The sequence below is a fragment of the Klebsiella sp. MBT K-1 genome (genome assembly GCF_002556465.1).
Classification (GTDB): Bacteria; Pseudomonadota; Gammaproteobacteria; order Enterobacterales; family Enterobacteriaceae; genus Klebsiella; species Klebsiella grimontii.
In genome coordinates this window covers 1-21,818 of the sequence record NZ_PDEL01000005.1, presented here as the reverse complement: position 1 = coordinate 21,818, position 21,818 = coordinate 1, and the positions used below count along the sequence as shown (strand labels likewise).

General features: G+C 51.4%; 17 protein-coding genes and 5 tRNA genes. 15 read left to right on the top strand and 7 right to left on the bottom strand.

Translation table 11 applies throughout. The features are described 5' to 3' along the window. The first annotated feature begins 200 nt into the window (after positions 1-200). The 4 genes from CMQ96_RS08470 (at position 201) to ypdK (ending at position 3,585) form a co-directional block, all read left to right on the top strand. Positions 201-1,097: a formate/nitrite transporter family protein gene (locus tag CMQ96_RS08470; protein WP_024359296.1), complete on the top strand. Its 897-nt coding sequence runs from the start codon at positions 201-203 to the stop codon at positions 1,095-1,097. 73 nt (positions 1,098-1,170) lie between these two features. After that, positions 1,171-1,242 (top strand) — tRNA-Arg (locus CMQ96_RS08465). 485 nt (positions 1,243-1,727) lie between these two features. Further along, the gene (locus CMQ96_RS08460; protein WP_098066578.1) at positions 1,728-2,501 is read left to right on the top strand and encodes a hypothetical protein; all 774 of its coding nucleotides are present in this window, start codon (positions 1,728-1,730) and stop codon (positions 2,499-2,501) included. A gap of 1,012 nt (positions 2,502-3,513) precedes the next feature. Continuing rightward, positions 3,514-3,585 carry a membrane protein YpdK gene (ypdK, locus tag CMQ96_RS08455; RefSeq protein WP_077777854.1) on the top strand — a complete coding sequence of 24 codons (72 nt, stop codon included), beginning with the start codon at positions 3,514-3,516 and terminating at the stop codon, positions 3,583-3,585. 41 nt (positions 3,586-3,626) lie between these two features. Here the strand turns inward: ypdK and alaC are convergent, their stop codons facing one another. Beyond that, on the bottom strand, positions 3,627-4,865 hold the full coding sequence (gene alaC, locus CMQ96_RS08450) for an alanine transaminase (protein WP_098066576.1): 1,239 nt from the start codon (positions 4,863-4,865) through the stop codon (positions 3,627-3,629). Between the two features lie 397 nt (positions 4,866-5,262). Between alaC and CMQ96_RS08445 the strand changes: the two genes are divergently transcribed. Both CMQ96_RS08445 and CMQ96_RS08440 read left to right on the top strand, forming a co-directional pair. After that, on the top strand, positions 5,263-6,942 hold the full coding sequence (locus CMQ96_RS08445) for a sensor histidine kinase (protein WP_162685387.1): 1,680 nt from the start codon (positions 5,263-5,265) through the stop codon (positions 6,940-6,942). A gap of 11 nt (positions 6,943-6,953) precedes the next feature. Continuing rightward, positions 6,954-7,697: a LytTR family DNA-binding domain-containing protein gene (locus tag CMQ96_RS08440; protein WP_004870833.1), complete on the top strand. Its 744-nt coding sequence runs from the start codon at positions 6,954-6,956 to the stop codon at positions 7,695-7,697. Positions 7,698-7,742: 45 nt separating this feature from the next. On the opposite strand, the gene glk is transcribed toward CMQ96_RS08440, so the two are convergent. Further along, the gene (glk, locus tag CMQ96_RS08435; RefSeq protein ID WP_082236901.1) at positions 7,743-8,708 is read right to left on the bottom strand and encodes a glucokinase; all 966 of its coding nucleotides are present in this window, start codon (positions 8,706-8,708) and stop codon (positions 7,743-7,745) included. A 254-nt stretch (positions 8,709-8,962) separates the two neighbouring features. Between glk and CMQ96_RS08430 the strand changes: the two genes are divergently transcribed. Continuing rightward, positions 8,963-10,198: an ion channel protein gene (locus CMQ96_RS08430; protein WP_004870829.1), complete on the top strand. Its 1,236-nt coding sequence runs from the start codon at positions 8,963-8,965 to the stop codon at positions 10,196-10,198. On the opposite strand, the gene CMQ96_RS08425 is transcribed toward CMQ96_RS08430, so the two are convergent. Further along, positions 10,195-11,856 (bottom strand): alpha-keto acid decarboxylase family protein, encoded by a 1,662-nt coding sequence (locus CMQ96_RS08425; RefSeq protein WP_098066574.1) that lies wholly within the window; start codon positions 11,854-11,856, stop codon positions 10,195-10,197. The two genes, CMQ96_RS08430 and CMQ96_RS08425, sit on opposite strands and share 4 nt — an antisense overlap. 176 nt (positions 11,857-12,032) lie before the next feature. On the opposite strand from CMQ96_RS08425, the gene mgrA reads away from it, so the two are divergent. Together mgrA and CMQ96_RS08415 are read left to right on the top strand one after the other, a co-directional pair. Further along, positions 12,033-13,025, top strand: a complete 993-nt coding sequence (gene mgrA, locus CMQ96_RS08420; protein WP_024359299.1) for an L-glyceraldehyde 3-phosphate reductase — start codon at positions 12,033-12,035, stop codon at positions 13,023-13,025. Between the two features lie 130 nt (positions 13,026-13,155). Further along, entirely contained in the window at positions 13,156-13,509 is a 354-nt protein-coding gene (locus tag CMQ96_RS08415; RefSeq protein ID WP_024359300.1) for a DUF2502 domain-containing protein, read from the top strand. A gap of 48 nt (positions 13,510-13,557) precedes the next feature. Here CMQ96_RS08415 and CMQ96_RS08410 read toward each other — a convergent pair whose 3' ends face one another. Further along, positions 13,558-14,793, bottom strand: coding sequence for an Nramp family divalent metal transporter (locus CMQ96_RS08410; RefSeq protein WP_004870823.1), 1,236 nt, complete (start codon positions 14,791-14,793; stop codon positions 13,558-13,560). Between the two features lie 348 nt (positions 14,794-15,141). Between CMQ96_RS08410 and CMQ96_RS08405 the strand changes: the two genes are divergently transcribed. Then, a complete protein-coding gene (locus CMQ96_RS08405) occupies positions 15,142-16,344 on the top strand; it encodes a NupC/NupG family nucleoside CNT transporter (RefSeq protein ID WP_004104312.1) in 1,203 nt (400 codons plus the stop codon). Positions 16,345-16,374: 30 nt separating this feature from the next. Here CMQ96_RS08405 and CMQ96_RS08400 read toward each other — a convergent pair whose 3' ends face one another. Both CMQ96_RS08400 and CMQ96_RS08395 read right to left on the bottom strand, forming a co-directional pair. Further along, a complete protein-coding gene (locus CMQ96_RS08400) occupies positions 16,375-18,555 on the bottom strand; it encodes an EAL domain-containing protein (RefSeq protein ID WP_098066572.1) in 2,181 nt (726 codons plus the stop codon). A 201-nt stretch (positions 18,556-18,756) separates the two neighbouring features. Then, positions 18,757-18,832, bottom strand: a tRNA-Ala gene (locus tag CMQ96_RS08395). 219 nt (positions 18,833-19,051) lie between these two features. Here CMQ96_RS08395 and CMQ96_RS08390 point away from each other — a divergent pair. Continuing rightward, on the top strand, positions 19,052-19,405 hold the full coding sequence (locus tag CMQ96_RS08390) for a YfeC-like transcriptional regulator (protein ID WP_004123321.1): 354 nt from the start codon (positions 19,052-19,054) through the stop codon (positions 19,403-19,405). Between the two features lie 4 nt (positions 19,406-19,409). After that, positions 19,410-19,805 (top strand): YfeC-like transcriptional regulator, encoded by a 396-nt coding sequence (locus CMQ96_RS08385; RefSeq protein WP_024359302.1) that lies wholly within the window; start codon positions 19,410-19,412, stop codon positions 19,803-19,805. A gap of 57 nt (positions 19,806-19,862) precedes the next feature. Here CMQ96_RS08385 and gltX read toward each other — a convergent pair whose 3' ends face one another. After that, the gene (gene gltX, locus CMQ96_RS08380; RefSeq protein WP_024359303.1) at positions 19,863-21,281 is read right to left on the bottom strand and encodes a glutamate--tRNA ligase; all 1,419 of its coding nucleotides are present in this window, start codon (positions 21,279-21,281) and stop codon (positions 19,863-19,865) included. A 259-nt stretch (positions 21,282-21,540) separates the two neighbouring features. Here gltX and CMQ96_RS08375 point away from each other — a divergent pair. The 3 genes from CMQ96_RS08375 to CMQ96_RS08365 all read left to right on the top strand — a co-directional run bounded on the left by CMQ96_RS08375 (position 21,541) and on the right by CMQ96_RS08365 (position 21,816). After that, a tRNA-Val gene (locus tag CMQ96_RS08375) sits at positions 21,541-21,616 on the top strand. 44 nt (positions 21,617-21,660) lie between these two features. After that, positions 21,661-21,736, top strand: a tRNA-Val gene (locus CMQ96_RS08370). A 4-nt stretch (positions 21,737-21,740) separates the two neighbouring features. After that, positions 21,741-21,816 (top strand) — tRNA-Lys (locus CMQ96_RS08365). Positions 21,817-21,818: the final 2 nt, after the last annotated feature.

Below are 21,818 nucleotides of genomic sequence, written 5' to 3'. Positions count from 1 at the left end.
CATTAAGATATCGCCCGTAAGCATGTGCCTGCTTTCAGCATAGCCTTTTTTAGCATCATTGTTGATGTCCCGATTCTATACACATTTTGCAATTTCCGTATTGCTAATCTTGTCATTGTGAAGAATTTAGGAGCTTATCCGACCCGAACAGCCGAAACCGCTCTACGATTATAATAAAGACCCATCGTTGAGGAAAAGTGATGAAACCGCAAACTCACCATGATAGTGAAGATGTTGAGGTAGAAAGTGATGAAAAACAGAATGGTGAAGAAATTGAGGTTGATGAAGAACGGCTGCCTTCACAGGCAATGGCTACCCATGAAGTGATTCGCCAGGAAGGTGAGAAAGAGCTTGAGCGCGATGCTATGGCGCTACTATGGTCAGCGATTGCCGCCGGACTTTCAATGGGGGCTTCGCTGGTCGCCAAAGGTATCTTCCATGTTCATCTTAGCGAACTTCCCGGTGGTTTTTTGCTGGAAAATCTCGGCTACACCTTTGGTTTTGTAATTGTCATCCTCGCTCGCCAACAGCTGTTTACCGAGAACACCGTGACCGCCGTCCTGCCAATTATGCATAAGCCCACGCTCGGCAATATCGGCCTGCTGTTGCGTCTATGGGGAGTCGTGCTGGCCGGTAACCTGATCGGGACCGCGATCGCCGCATGGGCGTTCGATGTGATGCCCGTGTTTGATGATCCCACTCGCGAGGCTTTTCTCAAAATTAGCCTGAAGGTGATGCAAAATCCGCCGCTGGAGATGTTTGCCAATGCGATTATCTCCGGATGGCTGGTCGCGACCATGGTATGGATGTTTCCTGCCGCGGGTTCCGCAAAGATTATCGTCATCATCCTGATGACGTGGCTTATCGCCCTGGCAGACACCACTCATATCGTGGTTGGCAGCGTCGAAATTTTCTATCTGGTGTTCAACGGAGCGCTACCGTGGCAGGAATTTATCTGGCCTTTCGCTCTGCCAACGCTTGCCGGCAACATATGCGGCGGGACCTTTATTTTCGCTTTATTAAGCCATGCGCAGATCCGCAATGACATGAGCCATGAGAAGAAGGCGCGTGCCGCTGAAGAGAGAAATAAACGCTAAGTGGCTATAGATTAAGCAGTTGGCCCGCACAAGCTTAACGCGCGCCGAAAATAACGCTATAATGCGGCGCGTCGTCCCCTTAGTTAAATGGATATAACGAGCCCCTCCTAAGGGCTAGTTGCAGGTTCGATTCCTGCAGGGGACATTCTCATCAGTTTTTCCAGACCAACAGTTAACGCCCTTCAGATAACGCCCTTCATTTTTCGCTTTCAGTGCACCAGCAAAGCCTGGCCAGTGGTGATTTAAGAAACCGATCTACAAATTCTTGCAGACCTGATGCTTCAGGGCAGATGAATATTATCATGCCACAGGCCGTAAGAGCGGTTGGTGGAAATAAACATCTAATATTGAGTTGTTCCAGCAAGGAACGCGCTATTGATGAGATTTAAATGCCCTCAACAAATAAATAACAAACAAATCATTCATAATAAAAATATATAATATGAATTATAATAAGTATATAGCTCATATCAAATTATAGGACTTCGAATTAATGTGAATTCAAGCTAAAAATCATATGAATCGTGCTAATTCATCAAAGCATTACTAACAAATACCGTATAAGATATTTTCACTGCCAAATTAACATCAACAACACAAAAGTAACCATCTCGTAAGAAGAAAGTAATTATGATTAGTAAAACCGAAAGAAACATATGGAAACAAAACAATATCCCGCCGTTAGAATATTGTTCCATTTCCCGCGCGCAAAAGCTGCTAGATTGTGAGATTGAAGATTTACTCCACTGGCATGATATCGGTGCAATAAACCTGTGCGTAAAATTAACTAGCATCACAGGAACGTTAAATATTGCTCTGACTCAGAATAAAGAAAGCATAAACAAATGCTCTCTTTATAGTGTGAATCAAAGCGATACTTTAAAAAAAAACGAAGCGACATGGTCGTACTATTCCAGGGTAGATCGAGTTTTAGAGCTGAAAGATAGCGTTTCGGCTATAGAGACGCAGCAAGGTAACCATGCAATACAAATCCAGCTTAAAGCGATTGTTTCTGGGCTTTGGTATGCTACCTCAAAAAATATTGGAGAACTGCTAGAATGCCCCGAACACAACCATTTAGCAAAAGAGGTTAGTGCAATAAATCCTGCTAACAACACTCTTTTTTGCCATTTTTCTCCAGATAATAGTAGTAATCTGCCAATATCGATCAATAAAATTTACATTATCAGCAAGGATGTAGAGAAGATTTATGAGCATACCATAAGCAGTCGCCCCCTTGAGCTCGCCAGGGAGCCCACGATTATTTTAAATAAAAAGATCATTAATGAACCTCAATTCACTTTACAAAATAAAACCCTTACTGACTTCATTGATGAATTCATGAAATTAAACCCTGAGCTCGATAAGAAATCCCTCTACGTTAATGAGAATCTTGATGTGTAATATGAGATTTGCGAAAAGAGTAAAAATGAGATAGATAGTGTTAACGCGGCGCTGAACAATACAATAAATGATCCATAGCCGCCCTCTGATATTACAAAAATGTCAATTAGAATAGTCCGTGCTCTGCTGCCGAAGAGAAGGTAATTTATAGCTGAAAATGCGTACAGGAGTATCTTTTCATCTGCTAGCTGGCTTTATACTTCACTCCCCTGTTTTACTATGATCTTTAGCTACTTCAGTTAAATTATCTCGTATCAACTAGCATAGCGCTTTGCCTGGCGATAGCGGCAAATTCGTGCATACCAGCATGGCTCCGACTCCCTGAACGTTGTATCAACCAGACGGATCTTTCCAGTCGCTCAGAAGCCGTCAAATCTTCAGTTGGCGTACGCTTATTGCGGGAAGAAGCAATCATTGCCTGTTTCATCGTCATACTCCGCAGACGAAGCGAAGGGGTATTGGTCAGCGGCATCCTGCTGGTACAGAGGGCAGCGGCCAAACTAACGGAGCGCTTCAGTTACCTATCCTGGCCAGGCTTAAAGGCACTGGCCTTATCGCTTATCGGCTCTACGGTTTTATTTCGCGCTTGTGTCTTAGCATTACTTTTCACCCTCGCACGCTCTTCGTACGAATAGCGCCTTTCGAAATGATTAACTTCCTGAATCCGCCCGCTATCCCTCCCCCGCTTTCAGGCAGAAAAAAGCCCAAAATCAAACAACTATATCAATACGAAAATCATCGTTGATGGCCGTCGCCAGAATAAAATTTAATACCGAATGAAATTAATGTGTCGTCGAATCACGACACTCGTAAGTAACTAAAAATTAATAAAAAAATGGCTCTTGTTTCCCTCATTTTTTAGGCGTACATTAGCGCCATCTGGAGCAGTTTGAGCTCAGAATTTACAGCTATCGCCCTTGAAAAAAGTGAATTTTTTGTGAGCGATAGTTGAACAAATAACGAAGGTCAAATTCATTTAAGGCGTCTCGCCGAGATCGCGGAGTGATGAGTCGTGAAATATTTTTTAATGGGCATTTCTTTTATGGTCATCGTTTGGGCCGGGACTTTCGCCCTGATGATCTAGCTGTAACGGTGTTAAAAAAAGGAGCCTCTCGGCTCCTTTTTTTATTCGTTGCTTTCGCTGATTAGCTTCGTCGATGCGGGCAGCAGTCCGTCTGCACGGAACATGGATTTAATGCCGCGCACCGCCTGGCGGATACGATCACGATTCTCAATTAAAGCGAAGCGTACGTGGGTATCGCCATAATCCCCGAAGCCGATACCCGGCGAAACGCAGACTTTAGCATCCTGCAGCAGCTTTTTAGCGAACTCCAGCGAGCCCATCGCCGCATACTGTTCAGGGATCTTCGCCCATACATACATTGACGCCTTCGGACATTCCACCATCCATCCGGCCTCATGCAGCCCTTTCACCAGCACATCGCGACGGCGCTTATACTGCTCGGCAATGTCGCGAACGCACTGCTGATCGCCTTCAAGCGCCGCAATGGCCGCAACCTGTAGAGGGGTGAAGGTGCCGTAGTCGTGGTAGCTTTTAATACGCGCCAGCGCATTAACCAACGTTTTGTTGCCAACCATAAAGCCGATACGCCAGCCCGCCATATTGTAGCTTTTCGATAGCGTAAAGAATTCGACGGCGACATCTCGCGCACCGGGAACCTGCATAATAGAGGGCGCTTTCCAGCCATCATAAACAATATCGGCGTAGGCCAGATCGTGCACAACCAGTACGTCATAACGCTTCGCCAGCGCCACGACTTTCTCAAAGAACTCCAGTTCGACGCACTGCGCGGTCGGGTTGGAAGGGAAACCGAGGATCATCATTTTCGGCTTCGGGTAACTCTCACGAATGGCGCGCTCAAGCTCGTTAAAGAAATCTACGCCTTCAACCAGAGGTACCGAGCGCACCTGGGCTCCGGCGATCACCGCACCGTAAATGTGAATAGGATAGCTGGGATTGGGCACCAGTACGGTGTCGCCATGGTCAAGCGTCGCCAGCATCAGATGCGCCAGGCCCTCTTTTGAACCAATGGTCACTATCGCTTCTGATTCCGGATCGATCTCAACGTTATAACGCTCTTGATACCAACGTGAAATCGCCCGGCGCAGGCGCGGAATTCCGCGAGAGGTGGAATAGCCGTGCGTATCGGGACGCTGGGCAACGGTGCATAGCTTCTCGACGATATGCGGCGGGGTCGCGCCATCGGGGTTACCCATGCTGAAATCAATAATATCTTCGCCGCGGCGTCGCGCAGCCATTTTCAGTTCAGCGGTGATATTAAAAACGTACGGGGGGAGACGATCGATACGCGTAAAACGGCGTTCAGGACTGAATTCAGCCATAGATTCCTCGGATTAACGTTAGCGCCCGGACCGTCCGAGCGACGCTGCTGCATGTGCAGCACGTTTAGAAAATAACCCGAAAAAATTCCCGCTGTCGAGGGGAAAGGCAAAAAAAAATTCTGGCGTTAAAAACGGGCATCAGTTCAGCAAAATAGGGCAGCAATGTTCTTTACCCACCTCGCTTAACTCATTAAAATTAACATATTGATATCTATAATTTTACTTGAATCATTTCTCATCGGTAGACGCTGTTGAATCTCAGGCCTTTATCATTAATCCCCTTTTATTTGTAATACTTTTCCCTATTCATCCCTTCAGCTGGCCTTCTGCCGCGAGGTTTTCTATCATATTGCTTTCTCGCGATTAACACGGCGCACACATGCACGAAATATTTACTATGCTGCTGGCGGTTTTTGACCGTGCGGCATTAATGCTGATTTGTCTCTTTTTCCTCATTCGCCTGCGCCTGTTTCGTGAACTTCTGCATAAATCCGCGCATACGCCAAAAGAGCTGCTGGCCGTTACCGCGATCTTCTCTCTCTTTGCCCTGTTCAGTACCTGGTCAGGCGTACCGGTCGAAGGATCGCTGGTCAACGTGCGTATTATCGCAGTCATGTCCGGCGGGATCCTATTCGGTCCCTGGGTTGGGGCGATTGTCGGCGCGATCGCCGGGATACATCGCTACCTGATCGATATCGATGGCGTCACCGCCGTCCCCTGTTTTATTACCAGCATCGTCGCCGGTCTGCTCTCCGGTTTTATCAGTCGTAAAGTACCGAAAGCGCAGCGCTGGAAAGCGGGGATCCTCGCCGGGATGCTATGTGAGACGTTAACCATGATCCTCGTGGTCGTATGGGCGCCTTCGTTGGCGTTGGGGATCGATATCGTGTCAAAAATCGGTATTCCGATGATCCTCGGCAGCGTATGTATCGGCTTTATCGTTTTGCTGGTGCAGAGCGTTGAGGGAGAAAAGGAAGCCAGCGCCGCCCGCCAGGCAAAACTGGCGCTCGACATCGCCAACAAAACGCTACCGCTGTTTCGCCACGTCAATAGCGAGTCCCTGCGTCAGGTATGCGATATTATCCGCCGCGATATCAATGCCGATGCTGTCGCCATTACCAATACCCAGCAGGTGATGGCCTACGTCGGTGTCGGGGAAATCAACTACCGCGATAACGACGACGTTATCAGCCCGACGACGCAGCAGGCGATCCGCTATGGAAAAATCATTATCAAAAACAATGATGAAGCTCATCGGACGCCGGAAATACACTCCATGCTGGTCATTCCGCTATGGGAAAAAGGCGTCGTCACCGGTACGCTAAAAATCTATTACTGCCACGCGCACCGCATCACCTCTTCATTGCAGGAAATGGCGATTGGCCTGTCGCAAATCATCTCCACGCAGCTGGAGGTCTCCCGCGCTGAACAGCTCCGAGAAATGGCCAATAAAGCCGAACTGCGCGCGCTGCAGAGTAAAATTAATCCCCATTTCTTATTTAATGCCCTGAACGCTATTTCGTCGTCGATTCGCATGAATCCAGACACCGCGCGTCAGCTAATTTTTAATTTGTCGCGCTATTTACGCTACAACATTGAATTAAAAGATGATGAACAAATAGATATCAAAAGGGAGCTGTATCAAATCAAGGATTATATCGCGATTGAACAGGCTCGCTTCGGCGATAAGCTGACGGTGATTTATGATATTGATGATGAAGTCAGTTTTATGATCCCCAGCCTGCTTATTCAGCCGCTGGTGGAGAATGCTATCGTCCACGGAATTCAGCCCTGCAAAGGAAAAGGCGTGGTGACCATCGGCATTAATGAGTGCGGGAATCGAGTACGGATTAGCGTTCGCGATACGGGGAACGGTATCGACCCCGCGGTGGTAGCAAGGGTAGAAGCTGACGAAATGCCGGGAAATAAAATCGGTTTACTCAACGTTCATCACCGGGTCAAGCTACTGTACGGAGAAGGCCTGCATATCCGACGCCTGACGCCGGGGACCGAAATCGCTTTCTATGTGCCAACCCAATACGCGCCTCAGGTGGCTACGGAGTCGCTGCTGTCATGAGCGGAGATAAAATGAAAGTCATCATTGTGGAAGATGAGTTCCTCGCGCAGCAAGAGCTCACCTGGTTGATTAATACCCATAGCGAAATGGAGATTGTCGGTACCTTTGACGACGGACTCGATGTGCTGAAGTTTTTACAGCACAACAAAGTCGACGCTATTTTTCTCGATATCAACATCCCGTCGCTGGATGGCGTACTGCTGGCGCAAAACATCAGCCAGTTCGCGCATAAGCCCTTTATCGTTTTTATTACCGCGTGGAAAGAGCATGCGGTGGAAGCCTTTGAGCTGGAGGCGTTCGATTACATCCTTAAACCCTACCAGGAATCGCGCATTATCAACATGCTGCAAAAGCTGACCGGCGCCTGGCTGCAACAGCAGCAGGCTAGCACAGCTACCGGAGCAGCGCCCAATCCGACCCGGGAAAACGACACGATTAATCTGATTAAAGATGAGCGGATTATCGTCACCAGCATCCACGATATTTACTACGCGGAAGCACATGAAAAGATGACGTTTGTTTATACCCGGAAGGAATCGTTCGTGATGCCGATGAATATCACGGAATTCTGCAACAAGCTGCCGCCCGCACACTTTTTTCGCTGTCACCGCTCGTACTGCGTCAATCTGAACAAAATTCGCGAAATCGAACCCTGGTTCAACAACACCTATATTCTGCGGCTTCGTGACCTTGAGTTTCAGGTTCCGGTGAGCCGCAGCAAGGTGAAAGAGTTTCGCCAGCTCATGCATCTGTAGGATTTCTTACCCAAATAAACGTTTTATTCGGGTAAGATTCGGCGCTTACAGAACCTGCCCGAGCGTCTGACGCAGGTGCGCGCCGGAGCCCAGCAGTCCCGGATTGTCGTGAACGATCAGATACACCGGAATATCCTGGACGAAGGCTTTAAACCGGCCTTTATCTTCAAATCCGCCGCGAAAACCGGACGCTTTAAAGAATTCGAGGAAACGCGGCACAATGCCGCCAGCAATATACACGCCGCCAAAGGTACCGAGCGTCAGCGCCAGGTTACCGCCAAATCGCCCCATAATGACGCAAAACAGCGACAGGGCGCGACGACAATCGATGCAGGTATCGGCCAGCGCGCGTTCGGTGACATCTTTAGGCTGCAGGTTTTCCGGCAGACGCCCATCAGACTTCACGATCGCATGATAAAGATTGACCAACCCGGGCCCAGATAATACGCGTTCGGCGGAGACGTGCCCCAGCTCGGAACGCAGCTCTTCCAGAATAATGCCTTCTTCTTCACTATTGGGCGCGAAATCCACATGGCCGCCCTCGCCCGGCAGACTCACCCAGCGTTTATCAACATGTACCAGATGAGCAACGCCCAGCCCGGTACCTGCGCCATAGACGGCAATCGGCTTACCTTCCACCGGCTTCGCGCCGCCAAACTGAATCAGATGTTCAGCTTTCAGCATGGGGATTGCCATCGACACCGCAGTAAAATCGTTAATGATTTCCAGATGCGAGAAACCCAGGTTCTTTTTCATCTCAGCGATAGAAAATGCCCAGGTGTGGTTGGTCATCGCCACCCAGTCGCCGGTAATCGGACAGGCGATGGCAATACAGCCGTCTTCTACCTGGACGTTATGCTCTTCCAGATAGACCTGAACAACGGCTTCAAGACTGGGATAATCGAGCCCGGAATAGGTCTTGGCACGGGATATTTCCCCGCTTGTAAGATCGCATAACGCCAGACGGGCATTCGTTCCGCCAACGTCCCCTACTAAAGCAAATTTTGTCATTCCGTTACGGCTCCGCTAAAGTCAAAATGATTCTTTGGCACACTCTAAATTCATGACGACCTAACAACAACGACCAACGTATAAGTGCCCTTTGTTTAGCGACCCATGTCACAGTTAGGCTGTAATTTATGAAAATATTGTGCGGCACGATCGTCAGGCTACCTCGTTACTTTATCGTTTCAGCACCATTTGCGCCAACGTCCTAAACGCGTACGGGCAAAGTAGTGCTTCGAAATTTTCAGAAGGATATTTTCATGCTGCACCCGCGCGCCAGAACGATGCTGTTATTATCGATACCCGCAATCGTGATCGGTATTGCTGCCAGCCTGGTATTGATTGTGGCGATGAAAACGGCAGCCATGTTGCAGAAGATTCTCTGGAGTAACCTGCCAGGAGCTCTGGGCATGAACGCCAGCGGCCCTTTCTGGACGATCGCTATTCTCACCTGCACCGGCATTGCCGTAGGTCTGGTCGTACGTTTTAGCCCAGGGCACGCCGGACCCGATCCGGCCACCGAGTCGCTCATTGGCGCCCCGGTGAGCCCCAGCGCGCTGCCCGGCCTGCTCGCGGCGCTGATAATTGGCCTGGCAGGCGGCGTTAGCCTGGGGCCGGAACATCCTATTATGGTAATTAATATCGCTCTGACGGTGGCCCTTGGTTCACGCATTTTCCCCCGCGTCAGCGCGCTCGACTGGACGATCCTCGCCTCTTCCGGCACCATCGGAGCGCTATTCGGTACGCCTGTTGCTGCGGCGCTGATCTTTTCGCAAACGCTGAACAGCAGTAACGATGTCCCGCTCTGGGACCGGCTCTTCGCACCATTGCTTGCCGCGGCGGCGGGCTCTTTGACCACCGGGCTATTTTTCCACCCCAATTTTTCGTTACCTATCGCGCAGTACAATCAGTGGCAGCTTGTCGATATCTTTAGCGGGGCTATCGTTACGCTTATTGCTATTGCCGTCGGCATGGTTGGCGTTTGGTGCTTACCGCGTTTACACGCGCTGATGCAACGGCTGAAAAATCCGATCTTAACCCTCGGTATTGGCGGATTTTTATTGGGGATCCTGGGCGTCATCGGTGGACATATTACCCTGTTCAAAGGCCTCGAAGAAATGCAGCAATTAGCCTTTAGCCAGACATTGACCGCCAGCGATTTCATGCTTATTGCTTTGGTGAAGATGGCGGCGCTGGTGCTGGCTGCCGCCTGCGGCTTTCGCGGCGGGCGGATTTTCCCGGCGGTGTTCGTCGGCGTCGCGCTCGGACTGATGCTTCACGCGCACGTGGATGCCGTCCCGGCCGCTATCACCGTTTCCTGCGCGATCCTCGGACTGACGCTGGTGGTGACGCGCGATGGCTGGTTGAGCCTGTTTATGGCAGCGGTCGTGGTGCCAGACTCCACGTTACTTCCGCTGCTGTGCATCGTTATGCTTCCCGCCTGGCTATTACTTGCCGGGAAACCGCTGATGATCGCCAAACGCCCCAACGATTAAACGCGGCTGTTTCTCTCTTCCAGTGCCTGAGTGACCGTACGCAGAAAATCGGGGATATCCATTTTTGGCAGTATCACCTCCACCAGCGTCAGCCTGTCTGAGGCGACGCTGCTATTCATCGCTTCCTGTAGTTCCTGCGTGCGCGTCACTCGCCAGCAGCGGGAGGGGACGTCCGGAGCGAAAGCGTCAGGCAGACGATTCCAGTCCCAGAGCGCAATATCGTTGTAGCGTTGCTCGGGACCGTGAATCGCGCGCTCGACCGTATAGCCTTCGTTGTTGAGCAACAAAATCAGCGGACGCTGCTTATCTCTGAGCATCGATCCCAGCTCCTGAATAGTTAACTGCGCAGCGCCATCGCCAACAATCAGCACCACCCTTCTCTCCGCTGCCGCGATTTGCGCCCCGTAGGCCGCAGGAAGGGTAAAGCCTATCGATCCCCATAACGGCTGGACGATCAGCGTCGCGTCGACCGGAAGCTTAAGCGCAGCGGCGCCAAAAGCGGCGGTACCCTGATCGGCAAGGATAATATCTCCAGGACGGAGCTGTTTCTGTACCGTATTCCAGAAGTTTTTCTGCGTCAGGCTCCCCTCTGGCGCGCCGCTCACGCCGGGCGCCTGAATATTCGGCGAAACCCATTCTGCCGCCAGGCTGGCAGAGAGCTCGATTAAAATGGCGAGCGCCTTTTCCATGGGAATCCGGCTGAACCAGCGATCGGCAACCCGAACGGCAAAGGGCTGTATTTCTATCGTTTTTTCCAGTGGAAGGTGCTGGGTAAAACCGGCGGTAATAGTGTCGGTAAAACGCGTACCGATACAAATAATGGTATCCGCGTTTTCGATAGCATCGCGAGTCTCCTCCGCACTGGCTATCCCGCTATACGTCCCGACAAAACCGCTCTGTTGCTCATCAAAAAGACCTTTGCCCATGAGCATCGTGGCGTAAGCAACGGGTACCTTCGCCACCCACTCACGAAGAGCGTTTTGTAACCCATAGCGCTGGGCGAGAAAATCGGCCAGCAGCGATACGCGACGGCTGCTTCTTAGCATCCGTCCGGCGTGCTCGCGGAAACCCGCCAGCTGGTTCTCATCGGCGGGCAGCCCCTGAATAAGCAAACGATGAGCAGGCGGCGTGGTCTTTGCCTTCGCCACATCGGCCGGCAGCATCAGATAACCAGGACGATGATGGGTGAGCATTTCGCTCAGAACCCGGTCTATTTCATGGCAGGCATTTCCCGCCGCCAGCACCGCCTGAGAGCAGGTAATTTGTTCACTCATACGCGAAAAATGGCTGAAATCGCCATCGCCAAGCGTATGGTGCAGCAGCTCGCCGCGCTGCTGGGCGCCGGTACAGGGAGCACCGACGATATGCAGGACCGGTACATGTTCAGCGTAGCTCCCGGCGATGCCGTTCAGCGCGCTCAGCTCGCCGACGCCATAGGTGGTCAACAGCGCGCCTGCGCCCTTGATACGCGCATAGCCATCAGCGGCATAGGCCGCGTTTAGCTCATTTGCACAACCCACCCACCCTAAATTCCGATGCGCAATAACGCTGTCGAGAAACTGTAAATTGTAATCACCAGGTACGCCAAACAAGCGGTCTATACCGCAGTCTACGAGACGATCCAGCAGATAATCGCCAATGGTGTAAGTCGGTTGCATATCCCCACTCTCCTCTCATGCAGATAAGTTGAGTATTGAATAAGCAGTTGCGCTGTCCACATTGCACCCAACAAATGCGGTGGCAAGTAAAATTTACGCGTTCAGGGAGTATACTCGGCGCCAAAGATTCTTTAGTGTAAACGTATACACAACCCTGTTTTATCTGCGGAGGAAGTATGGTTTACCAGGCAAACGCCACGCGATATCAAACGATGGAATACCGCCGCTGCGGTCATAGCGGACTAAAGCTACCGGCAGTTTCTCTGGGGCTTTGGCATAATTTTGGCGATGAAACGCGGGTGGAAACCAGCCGTCAGCTTCTGCGTCACGCATTCGATCTCGGCATAACCCATTTCGATTTAGCCAATAACTACGGGCCACCGCCGGGATCGGCGGAGAGCAATTTTGGCCGTATTCTGAAAGAGGATTTTTTGCCCTATCGCGATGAGCTGATCATCTCCAGCAAAGCCGGTTACACCATGTGGGACGGCCCCTATGGCGACTGGGGATCGCGCAAGTACCTGATCGCCAGCCTCGATCAAAGCCTTAAACGAATGGGCCTGGACTATATCGACATTTTCTACCACCACCGCCCTGACCCCGAAACGCCGCTGCTGGAAACCATGCGCGCGCTGGACCACATCGTCCGCCAGGGCAAGGCGCTGTACGTCGGCTTGTCTAATTATCCGCTCGAACAGGCCCGGCAAGCCGTCAACATCCTTAACGATCTCGGCACGCCGTGCCTGATTCATCAGCCAAAATATTCGATGTTTGAACGCTGGGTCGAAGAGGGATTACTGGATTTCCTGCACACCTCGGGGGTGGGAAGTATAGCGTTTTCACCGCTGGCGGGCGGCCAGTTAACCAACCGTTACCTGCACGGCATTCCGGCTGACTCCCGCGCCGCCAGCGGTAGCCGGTTCCTGCAACCGGATCAGCTTACCGAAAGCAAACTGGAAAAAGTTCGCCAGCTGGACGCGCTGGCCGAATCCCGCGGACAGAAGCTTTCGCAGATGGCGCTGGCCTGGGTGCTGCGCGATGAGAAAGTCACTTCGGTACTGATTGGCGCCAGTAAAACCTCGCAGCTCGACGATGCGGTTGGCATGCTGGAAAACCGCCATTTCAGCGCCGAAGAGCGGGCAACCATCGACGCGATCCTTGCGGTGTAAATTCATTGTTACTTTAGCAAAAAGTGCTCTCACTGGCGATTTAGGAGTTCCTCCGATACGACGGGGCTTTACCGCCCCGTAATATCAGGTTAACAGGCCGACAACGGCCCCGATCGTGAAGGAGAAGAGTATGTTCAGGTCACTGATTTTGGCTGCAGTGCTTCTGGCTTCAGCGCCATTGGTCGCTAATGCTGGTGAAATCACCCTGTTGCCATCAATAAAATTACAAATTGGCGATCGCGACAATTATGGTAACTACTGGGACGGTGGCGGCTGGCGCGACCGTGATTATTGGCGTCGACACTATGAATGGCGCGATAACCGCTGGCGTCGTCACGATAACGGCTGGCATCGCGGCTGGGATAAACGTAAAGCCTACGAGCGCGGCTATCGTGAAGGCTGGAATGATCGTGATGACCGACGCGGCGGTTGGGGTCGTGGACCAGGCGGTCGCGGACATGGCCACGGCCACGGTCATCATTAATATTCATTGTAAAAGGGAGCCATCCGGCTCCCTTTCTCGTTGTCGCGTTTAACTAAATATCGTCCCAACAATCAGCCAGCCGTTAAGCGCCACAACGACTGCGACAATCGCCCACCCCAGCAGTTTTACCCACCGGGAATTGACCAGATCGCCCATCAGGCGGGAGTCGCTGGTGAATATCAGCAGCGGCACCAGCGCGAGGGCAATACCGAAACTCAGCAATACCTGGCTCATCACCAGAATACGCGTGGGATCCAGGCCCATTAAAATCACGATAAACGACGGCAGCATGGTGATCGCCCGACGAAACCACAGCGGGATATGAAAGCGGATAAAGCCCTGCATCACCACCTGCCCCGCCAGGGTCCCAACAACCGTAGAAGATAAACCCGCCGCAATCAGACTCAGGCCAAAGATGGTGGCTGCCGCGTGGCTCAGCAAGGGTTCAAGCGTCAGATAGGCCTGATCGAGGTCGGCAACTCCGGTGTGGCCGTTGAAATGGAAGGCCGCGGCGGCGGTCGCCATCATTGCCAGGTTGACAAAACCAGCAATGGTCATGGCAATCGCCACATCCCAGCGCGTGGCGTTATAGCGATCTTTGCGCGTGCCTCCATGCAGGTGCTGAGTGAGCGACGAGTGTAAATAGATGACATGCGGCATAATGGTCGCTCCCAGCACCCCGGCGGCAAGAAACACCGCCTCGCTGGTCGGCAGAGATGGAACGAGCATCCCTTTCGCTAACGGCGCCAGCGCGGGCTGAGAGAAGATAAGCTCTACGACATACGCCGCCGCGACGAACAGCAGTAGCCCGCCAATCACTTTTTCCAGCGGCTTTTGACCGCGACGCTGGAGCATCAGAATCAGAAACGTCGCAATCCCCGTCAGCACCGCGCCCTGCAGCAATGACACGCCGAGAACCAGCTTAAATCCGATAGCCGCGCCAATAAACTCGGCAAGATCGGTCGCCATCGCGATAATTTCGGCCTGCACCCAGTAAAACCACACCACAGGACGCGGATAATGGTCGCGAATTTGCTCCGCCAGATTTTTTCCGGTGGCGATGCCCAGCTTCGCCGACATCACCTGAATCAGCATCGCCATCAGGTTAGCCCATACCACCACCCACAGCAGCTGGTAGCCAAAGCTGGCGCCGGCCTGGATGTTGGTGGCGAAGTTACCCGGATCGATATAGCCGATGGCAGCAATGAACGCCGGCCCCATCAGGGCGAGCTTAATCTTGCGCGCTGCGCGACCGCTGCTATTCTCAACGCGACTGTTTGTCATTTTCTGCCTCTGGAAATATAGCCTTTGCTATGTTTTATGCTATCAAAATGCGAATGATTATCAAGTTCATTTGGAATGGTGATAATGATTGCTATGATAGGAGGGAACGATAGCGGGTCGGCAACTGAAAAACCGGGGGAACTGATAAACGCTTTTAATTAATCACCAGAATAGTACAAGAGAGCAACTTTTAAAACCTTTACGTAACATAACAAAAATGCATGGTTGATCACTATTTTTGCCATTAGTCACATATCCTTGCAATAGTGTGTGCTAGCTCTCGTTTTCTTTGCGCTTGTTACATAGAATGTGCACAGAAATTTAACCTGCCTCATATTTGGAGCAAATATGGACCGCGTCCTGCACTTTATTCTCGCGATCGTAGTGGTGGCCATTCTGGCCCTGTTGGTCAGCCACAACCGTAAGCAGATTCGTATTCGTTATGTCATTCAGCTGCTGGTCATTGAAGTGCTGCTGGCCTGGTTCTTCCTGAACTCTGACATTGGCCTGGGTTTTGTGAAGGGCTTCTCCGAGATGTTTGAAAAACTCCTCGGTTTCGCTAATGAAGGGACAAATTTCGTCTTCGGCAACATGAACGACAAAGGTCTGGCGTTCTTCTTCCTGAAAGTTTTGTGCCCGATCGTCTTTATTTCCGCGCTGATCGGTATTTTGCAGCATATTCGCATTCTGCCTATCGTCATTCGCGCTATCGGTACCGTACTGTCCAAAATCAACGGCATGGGCAAGCTGGAATCCTTTAACGCTGTCAGCTCCCTGATTCTGGGCCAGTCCGAAAACTTCATCGCTTATAAAGATATTCTTGGCAAGATGTCCCGCAACCGCATGTACACCATGGCGGCGACCGCGATGTCTACCGTCTCCATGTCTATCGTGGGCGCGTACATGACCATGCTGCAGCCGAAATATGTGGTCGCGGCGCTGGTACTGAACATGTTCAGCACCTTTATCGTTCTGTCGCTGATTAACCCGTACCGCGTCGACGAAAGCGAAGAAAACCTGCAGATGTCCAACCTGCATGAAGGCCAAAGCTTCTTCGAGATGCTGGGTGAATACATCCTGGCGGGCTTTAAAGTGGCGATTATCGTTGCCGCCATGCTGATTGGCTTCATCGCGCTGATTTCCGCGCTGAACGCCCTGTTCGCCACCGTCACCGGCTGGTTCGGCTATAGCATCTCCTTCCAGGGGATCCTCGGCTATATCTTCTATCCGGTAGCCTGGGTTATGGGCGTACCGGCGGGTGAAGCGCTGCAGGTAGGGAGTATTATGGCCACCAAACTGGTTTCTAATGAATTCGTCGCCATGATGGATCTGCAGAAAGTTGCCGCCACGCTCTCTCCGCGTGCGGAAGGCATCATCTCTATCTTCCTGGTCTCCTTCGCTAACTTCTCCTCTATCGGTATTATCGCCGGGGCAATTAAAGGATTGAATGAAGAGCAAGGTAACGTGGTTTCCCGCTTCGGCCTGAAGCTGGTGTACGGTTCTACGCTGGTGAGCGTGCTCTCTGCGTCTATCGCCGCGCTGGTACTGTAATTAGCGAAAGCCGGGCAAGTCCCGGCTTTTTCATGTCCGCAGTTCGCTCAACGGCAGCGGCTTACCGATCAGATACCCCTGCAAATAATCAACGCCTAACTCAAGAAGCTTTTCCCGCTGCTCAGGCGTTTCAACATATTCCGCCACCACCTTCATTTTCTTAACCTTGGCCATTTCAATAATAGATTTGACCATAATGGCATCCAGCGGATCGGTCTCGATATCACGCACGAAGCAGCCGTCAATTTTCAGGATATCGGCCTGCAGGCTTTTCAGGCGCTCGTAGTTAGCGTAGCCGGTACCAAAGTCATCAATCGCGATGCCGCAGCCGAAATCTCGCAGCAGCTGGATGTTATGCATGCTGGTCTCAACATCGGAAAATGCCTGCTCCTCGGTAACCTCAATCGTTATCGCCTCTGCCGACAGGTTATGGCGTTTAAACAGAGCGATGATTTGCGCCGCGCTATCCTTTTGCATCAGCGTATAGGGCAGCAGGTTAACGGAGAAATGCCGACCGTGGTGGTTTTTGAGCGAACTAAACAGCGTTTCCAGTACCTGCATATCAAAACGCTGGCTCAGGTTAAATTGCGCAATCAGTGGAATAAACCTATCGGGCGTAATGATGGTATTACCGCAGCGCATACGGCTAAGTATCTCATAGTACCCTTCTCCGCAGGCATTCCGGATAGGCTGGGCGTACAGCACCACTCCACGCTCGCTAAGCGCCTGTTTAATTTTCGCCAGCAGCCGTACCTGTTCGCTTGTTTGATCGGATATCTGCTCTTGCGCCGCGTCCAGCGCTAATACGCGCCGCCCCGCCCCGGCCTGCTCCGATAACCAGCTAAGCTGACCGAGCATCGGATGAAGCTCGGATTCTTTACCGCCGTAGCCGCCCCATGATGCGCCAAATTCCAGATCCAACGCCTGGTTGTTCCAGCTAAACTTTTTATGGTTAAGCGTGGAAACAATATGATTTAAACGCGCCTCTGGCTCCGGGCCATTAAGCACCAGCAACAGCTCGCTGCCGGGGAGCTGATATATGCGCTCTCCCTGAGCCAATAGCGGCTGTAGTTTGCGGGCAATCTGCCTTTTGCTCTCTACTCTCATCATCATGCCGTAATGACGACTCAGAAAATCCAGATTCTGAATACGCAGGCTGCTGATGGCAACAGCAGGGTTTCGCTGCAGGTGGCTCTCCAGCGCGCGTAGATTCGGTAAACCGGTTAGCGGATCTTCTTCCGCCTGATCTCGCCACCTGAGCTTCATTCTTTCACTGCGAGCATAGATATCCGCCATATAAAACAGGCAGATAGTGAAACAAATTAGTACTGAAAGAACAAATGATAGTGAATATTCAGTTTGTACCCCATGTAAAAAATTCTGGTTATACGCCACGAGTAAAAAGGCGGAAACGGACCATGAAATGCGAATCAGCGTATGTCCCAGGCGGCTAATACCAATGAAGTATAAAATGAAAATAAGCGGGACTAAATAACCGGCAATAAAAACAGAATCATAAGGCGTACACAGCACCAGTAATATTGCCGCCAGGGCCACAAACCAATACAACGTAAATACCCGCTGCTCGCGCGTCCGCCACGCGTGACAAAGATTGCGCCAGAATGCTCGCGCATAATGCGGACTGATAATCATCCGCAACGGATAATAAAAGAATGTCGTAAAAATTAATGCGGCGCTAATCAGGCTTTGTATATCGATAATGGTGTAAATAACTGACATATTGCCGAAATAGCTGGAGATCGCCAGCGGAAACGAAAAAAAACGCCCCGCCATGTACATAGTGACCTTCAACAGGAGGGGAGCGAAAAAGCCTCCCCAAAAAATCCTCGCGCCCATATGTTTTGCCGTCAGCCCGGCGCGCCAGCGCCTTCCAAGCTGAAAGCGGACAATAGCGCAGGAGACGAAAACCGAAAAGAGCTGGCAGAATAGCAGGATCAGCGCCTGGGCTAGCGTCAGATCGATTATCCAGGCGTTGGTGATCGCAAACGCGATTATCAATGGCGCAACGGCGTATCGGCCAAAAATAAAAAGCACCGAATACATTAAGCTCAGCGGTAACCATGCCAAATAAATTTGATTTCCGTCAATAATGGTTTGCGGCGAAATAAATCGGGACAGCGGAATTGCGATAAGGCAGACCAGGAGAGCCAGCAGAGTTTTTTTGATCTTAATGTTAAGATGATCAATCATTATTGTTAATTAAAACTCCGGCTGCAATAAATATATTTAGGCAACAGATATTATGTTGCTTAATAAAGGCAGGCAAGATTTTAAATAGTGAAAAAATCTGAAATTACTTAACGCAGAGGTTTGCTGACTTATTCAAAGAATGCTTTACATTTCCTCCAGCAGACAAACAAAAAACCCCCGCCGTAGCGAGGGTTCCGAATTTGGTGGAGCTAAGCGGGATCGAACCGCTGACCTCTTGCATGCCATGCAAGCGCTCTCCCAGCTGAGCTATAGCCCCGTAACGTAAAGCGTGTCGTGTTGACGGGCGGCATAATATGAATTCCTTCGCCAGGTGTCAACGGCAAAATCAATCCCAGCTATTTGATCGCTGAAAAAGCAGGCAAACGGCTGACATTGCGAGCCTTATCGCAGCCAGAAGCTAAACATGTCACGCTTTCCTTTAAAAGGATGCTATAACATGTGCAACTAATTCCCACATATTTACTCAGGAAATAGTATGCTCAAGGAACGAATGACACCTGAAGAAATAGCGCATCTGACTGGCTTCAGTCGGCAAACGATTAACAAATGGGTACGCAAAGAGGGATGGCAAACTTCCCCACGACCCGGCGTACAGGGCGGTAAAGCGCGCCTCGTACACGTTAATGAGCAGGTTCGCGAGTTTATCCGCAGCGCACAGCGCGTGGCCGAAAACCCCGTCCCCTATTCCGCAACGGATAACGATCTGGAATCTCTGCTGCTTACGCTATGTAAAGAGATGACGCCGGGTGAGCAAAAGCTGTTTATGTCGCTGTTGCTACGCGAGGGGATCACCGGGCTACTCAACCGACTGGGTATCCGCGATCGGTGAAATCATGATGAAACTCAAAGAAAAAATGACGCCAGCGGAGCTTGCCGAGTGCCTTAATCTCGCCCGGCAAACCATTAACCGTTGGGCCAGAGAGCAAAACTGGCGGACGGAAGCCATACCCGGTGTGAAAGGCGGGCGCGCTCGCGTGATTGTCATCGACAAAGCGGTAATCGATTTCCTGGCAAATATCCCGGCGCTGCGCCATTTAACCCTTGATAACCAGCTGGCGGAACCAGTCGTTAAATACTTTGTGAATGATGCTGATACGATCTGGCGCCAGATTGTCGAGACCATGCACCTGATGACCCCCGCAGAGCAGTTGCACCTGCGCGATCTTCTTGCCCGCGAAGGGATCAGCGGGTTTCTATCCCGACTGGGTATTGCTGATGCTAAAAAATAGGCAAAAAAAACGGCGGGGTTAGCTTGCCCCACCGTTTTATAAATCCCGATATTACTATCAGGATTGTTGACTTTCCCGTTCAGCAATAAAGGCCAGCGCTTTATTGATTCGTTCTACGCTACGTGACTTACCGATTGCATGCACGGTGACATCAAGCGCCGGAGACTGGCCTGCACCGGTCACCGCGACGCGCAGCGGCATCCCCACTTTTCCCATTCCCACTTCCAGCTCATCGGCCGTCGCCTGAATCGCGTGGTGGACGTTTTCGGCCGTCCAGTCACTCATGGCGGCTAATTTGTCGCGCACCATTTCCAGCGGCTGGCGGGCAACCGGACGCAGATGTTTTTTCGCCGCATCGGCATCAAACTCGGCGAAATCTTCATAGAAATAGCGGCAGCTCGCCGCCATCTCTTTAAGCGTTTTGCAACGTTCGCCCAGCAGTTTCACCAGTTCAGCCAGCTGAGGCCCGTTACGGGTGTCGATATTTTCCTGCTCAATGTGCCACTGTAAATGCGTTGCCACATATTCCGGGGCCAGCGAATTGATATAGTGGTGGTTCAGCCACTGCAGCTTTTCCGTGTTGAACGCGCTGGCAGATTTGCTCACCGCGCCCAGACTGAACAGTTTAATCATCTCTTCGCGAGAGAAAATCTCCTGGTCGCCGCTGGACCATCCCAGACGCACCAGATAGTTCAGCAGCGCTTCCGGCAGGTAGCCGTCGTCGCGATACTGCATAACGCTGACCGCGCCGTGACGCTTGGAGAGTTTTTTACCATCGTCGCCGTTAATCATCGAGACGTGGGCGTAAACCGGCACCGGCGCATTCAGCGCTTTCAGGATGTTAATCTGGCGCGGGGTGTTGTTGATATGGTCTTCGCCACGGATAACGTGGGTGATCTCCATATCCCAGTCGTCAACCACCACGCAAAAGTTGTAGGTCGGGGAACCGTCGGTACGACGGATAATCAGATCGTCCAGCTCCTGGTTGCTGAATTCGATCGGACCGCGGATCTGGTCGTCAAAAACAACGGAACCCTCTTCCGGGTTGGCAAAACGGACAACGCAAGGTTCGTCGTCAGCATGATGCTCGTGGCCATGGCGGCAGCGACCGTCGTAGCGCGGCTTTTCACCTTTCGCCATCTGTTCTTCACGCAGTGCTTCCAGGCGCTCTTTGGAGCAGTAGCATTTATAGGCCGTGCCCGCCTGCAGCATTTCATCAATGACGGCGTTGTAGCGATCAAAACGCTTGGTCTGGAAGTACGGACCCTCATCCCATTCCAGGCTCAGCCAGTTCATACCATCCATGATGGCTTCAATGGCCTCCGGCGTTGAGCGCTCGAGATCGGTGTCTTCAATACGCAGCACAAACTCACCGCCGTGGTTACGTGCAAAAAGCCAGGAATAGAGAGCAGTACGCGCGCCGCCAACGTGCAGATAGCCTGTCGGGCTGGGCGCGAAGCGAGTTTTGATTTTCATGAAGTGGCCTTACGTTTGATAAAGGTGCCGACACGCGGCAGCGTTCGTTAGATTTTATGGGGGAATATTCTAACACCGTGGGCTGATTCCTCAATGTTGTTACCGTTTCAACGTCACGCTTTCCCCTTTTTGTTTATAAATCATGCGCCACAGATGACATTGCGATCGTTTTGTTTAATTTTACGACGAACAAACAAATTATTTAGAAAAGGCGTTGACTCATTTCCAACTCTCCCTATAATGCGACTCCACACAGCGGGGGTGATTAGCTCAGCTGGGAGAGCACCTCCCTTACAAGGAGGGGGTCGGCGGTTCGAACCCGTCATCACCCACCAACTACTTTACGTAGTCTCCGCCGTGTAGCAAGAAATTGAGAAGTGGGTGATTAGCTCAGCTGGGAGAGCACCTCCCTTACAAGGAGGGGGTCGGCGGTTCGATCCCGTCATCACCCACCACTTCGGGTCGTTAGCTCAGTTGGTAGAGCAGTTGACTTTTAATCAATTGGTCGCAGGTTCGAATCCTGCACGACCCACCAAT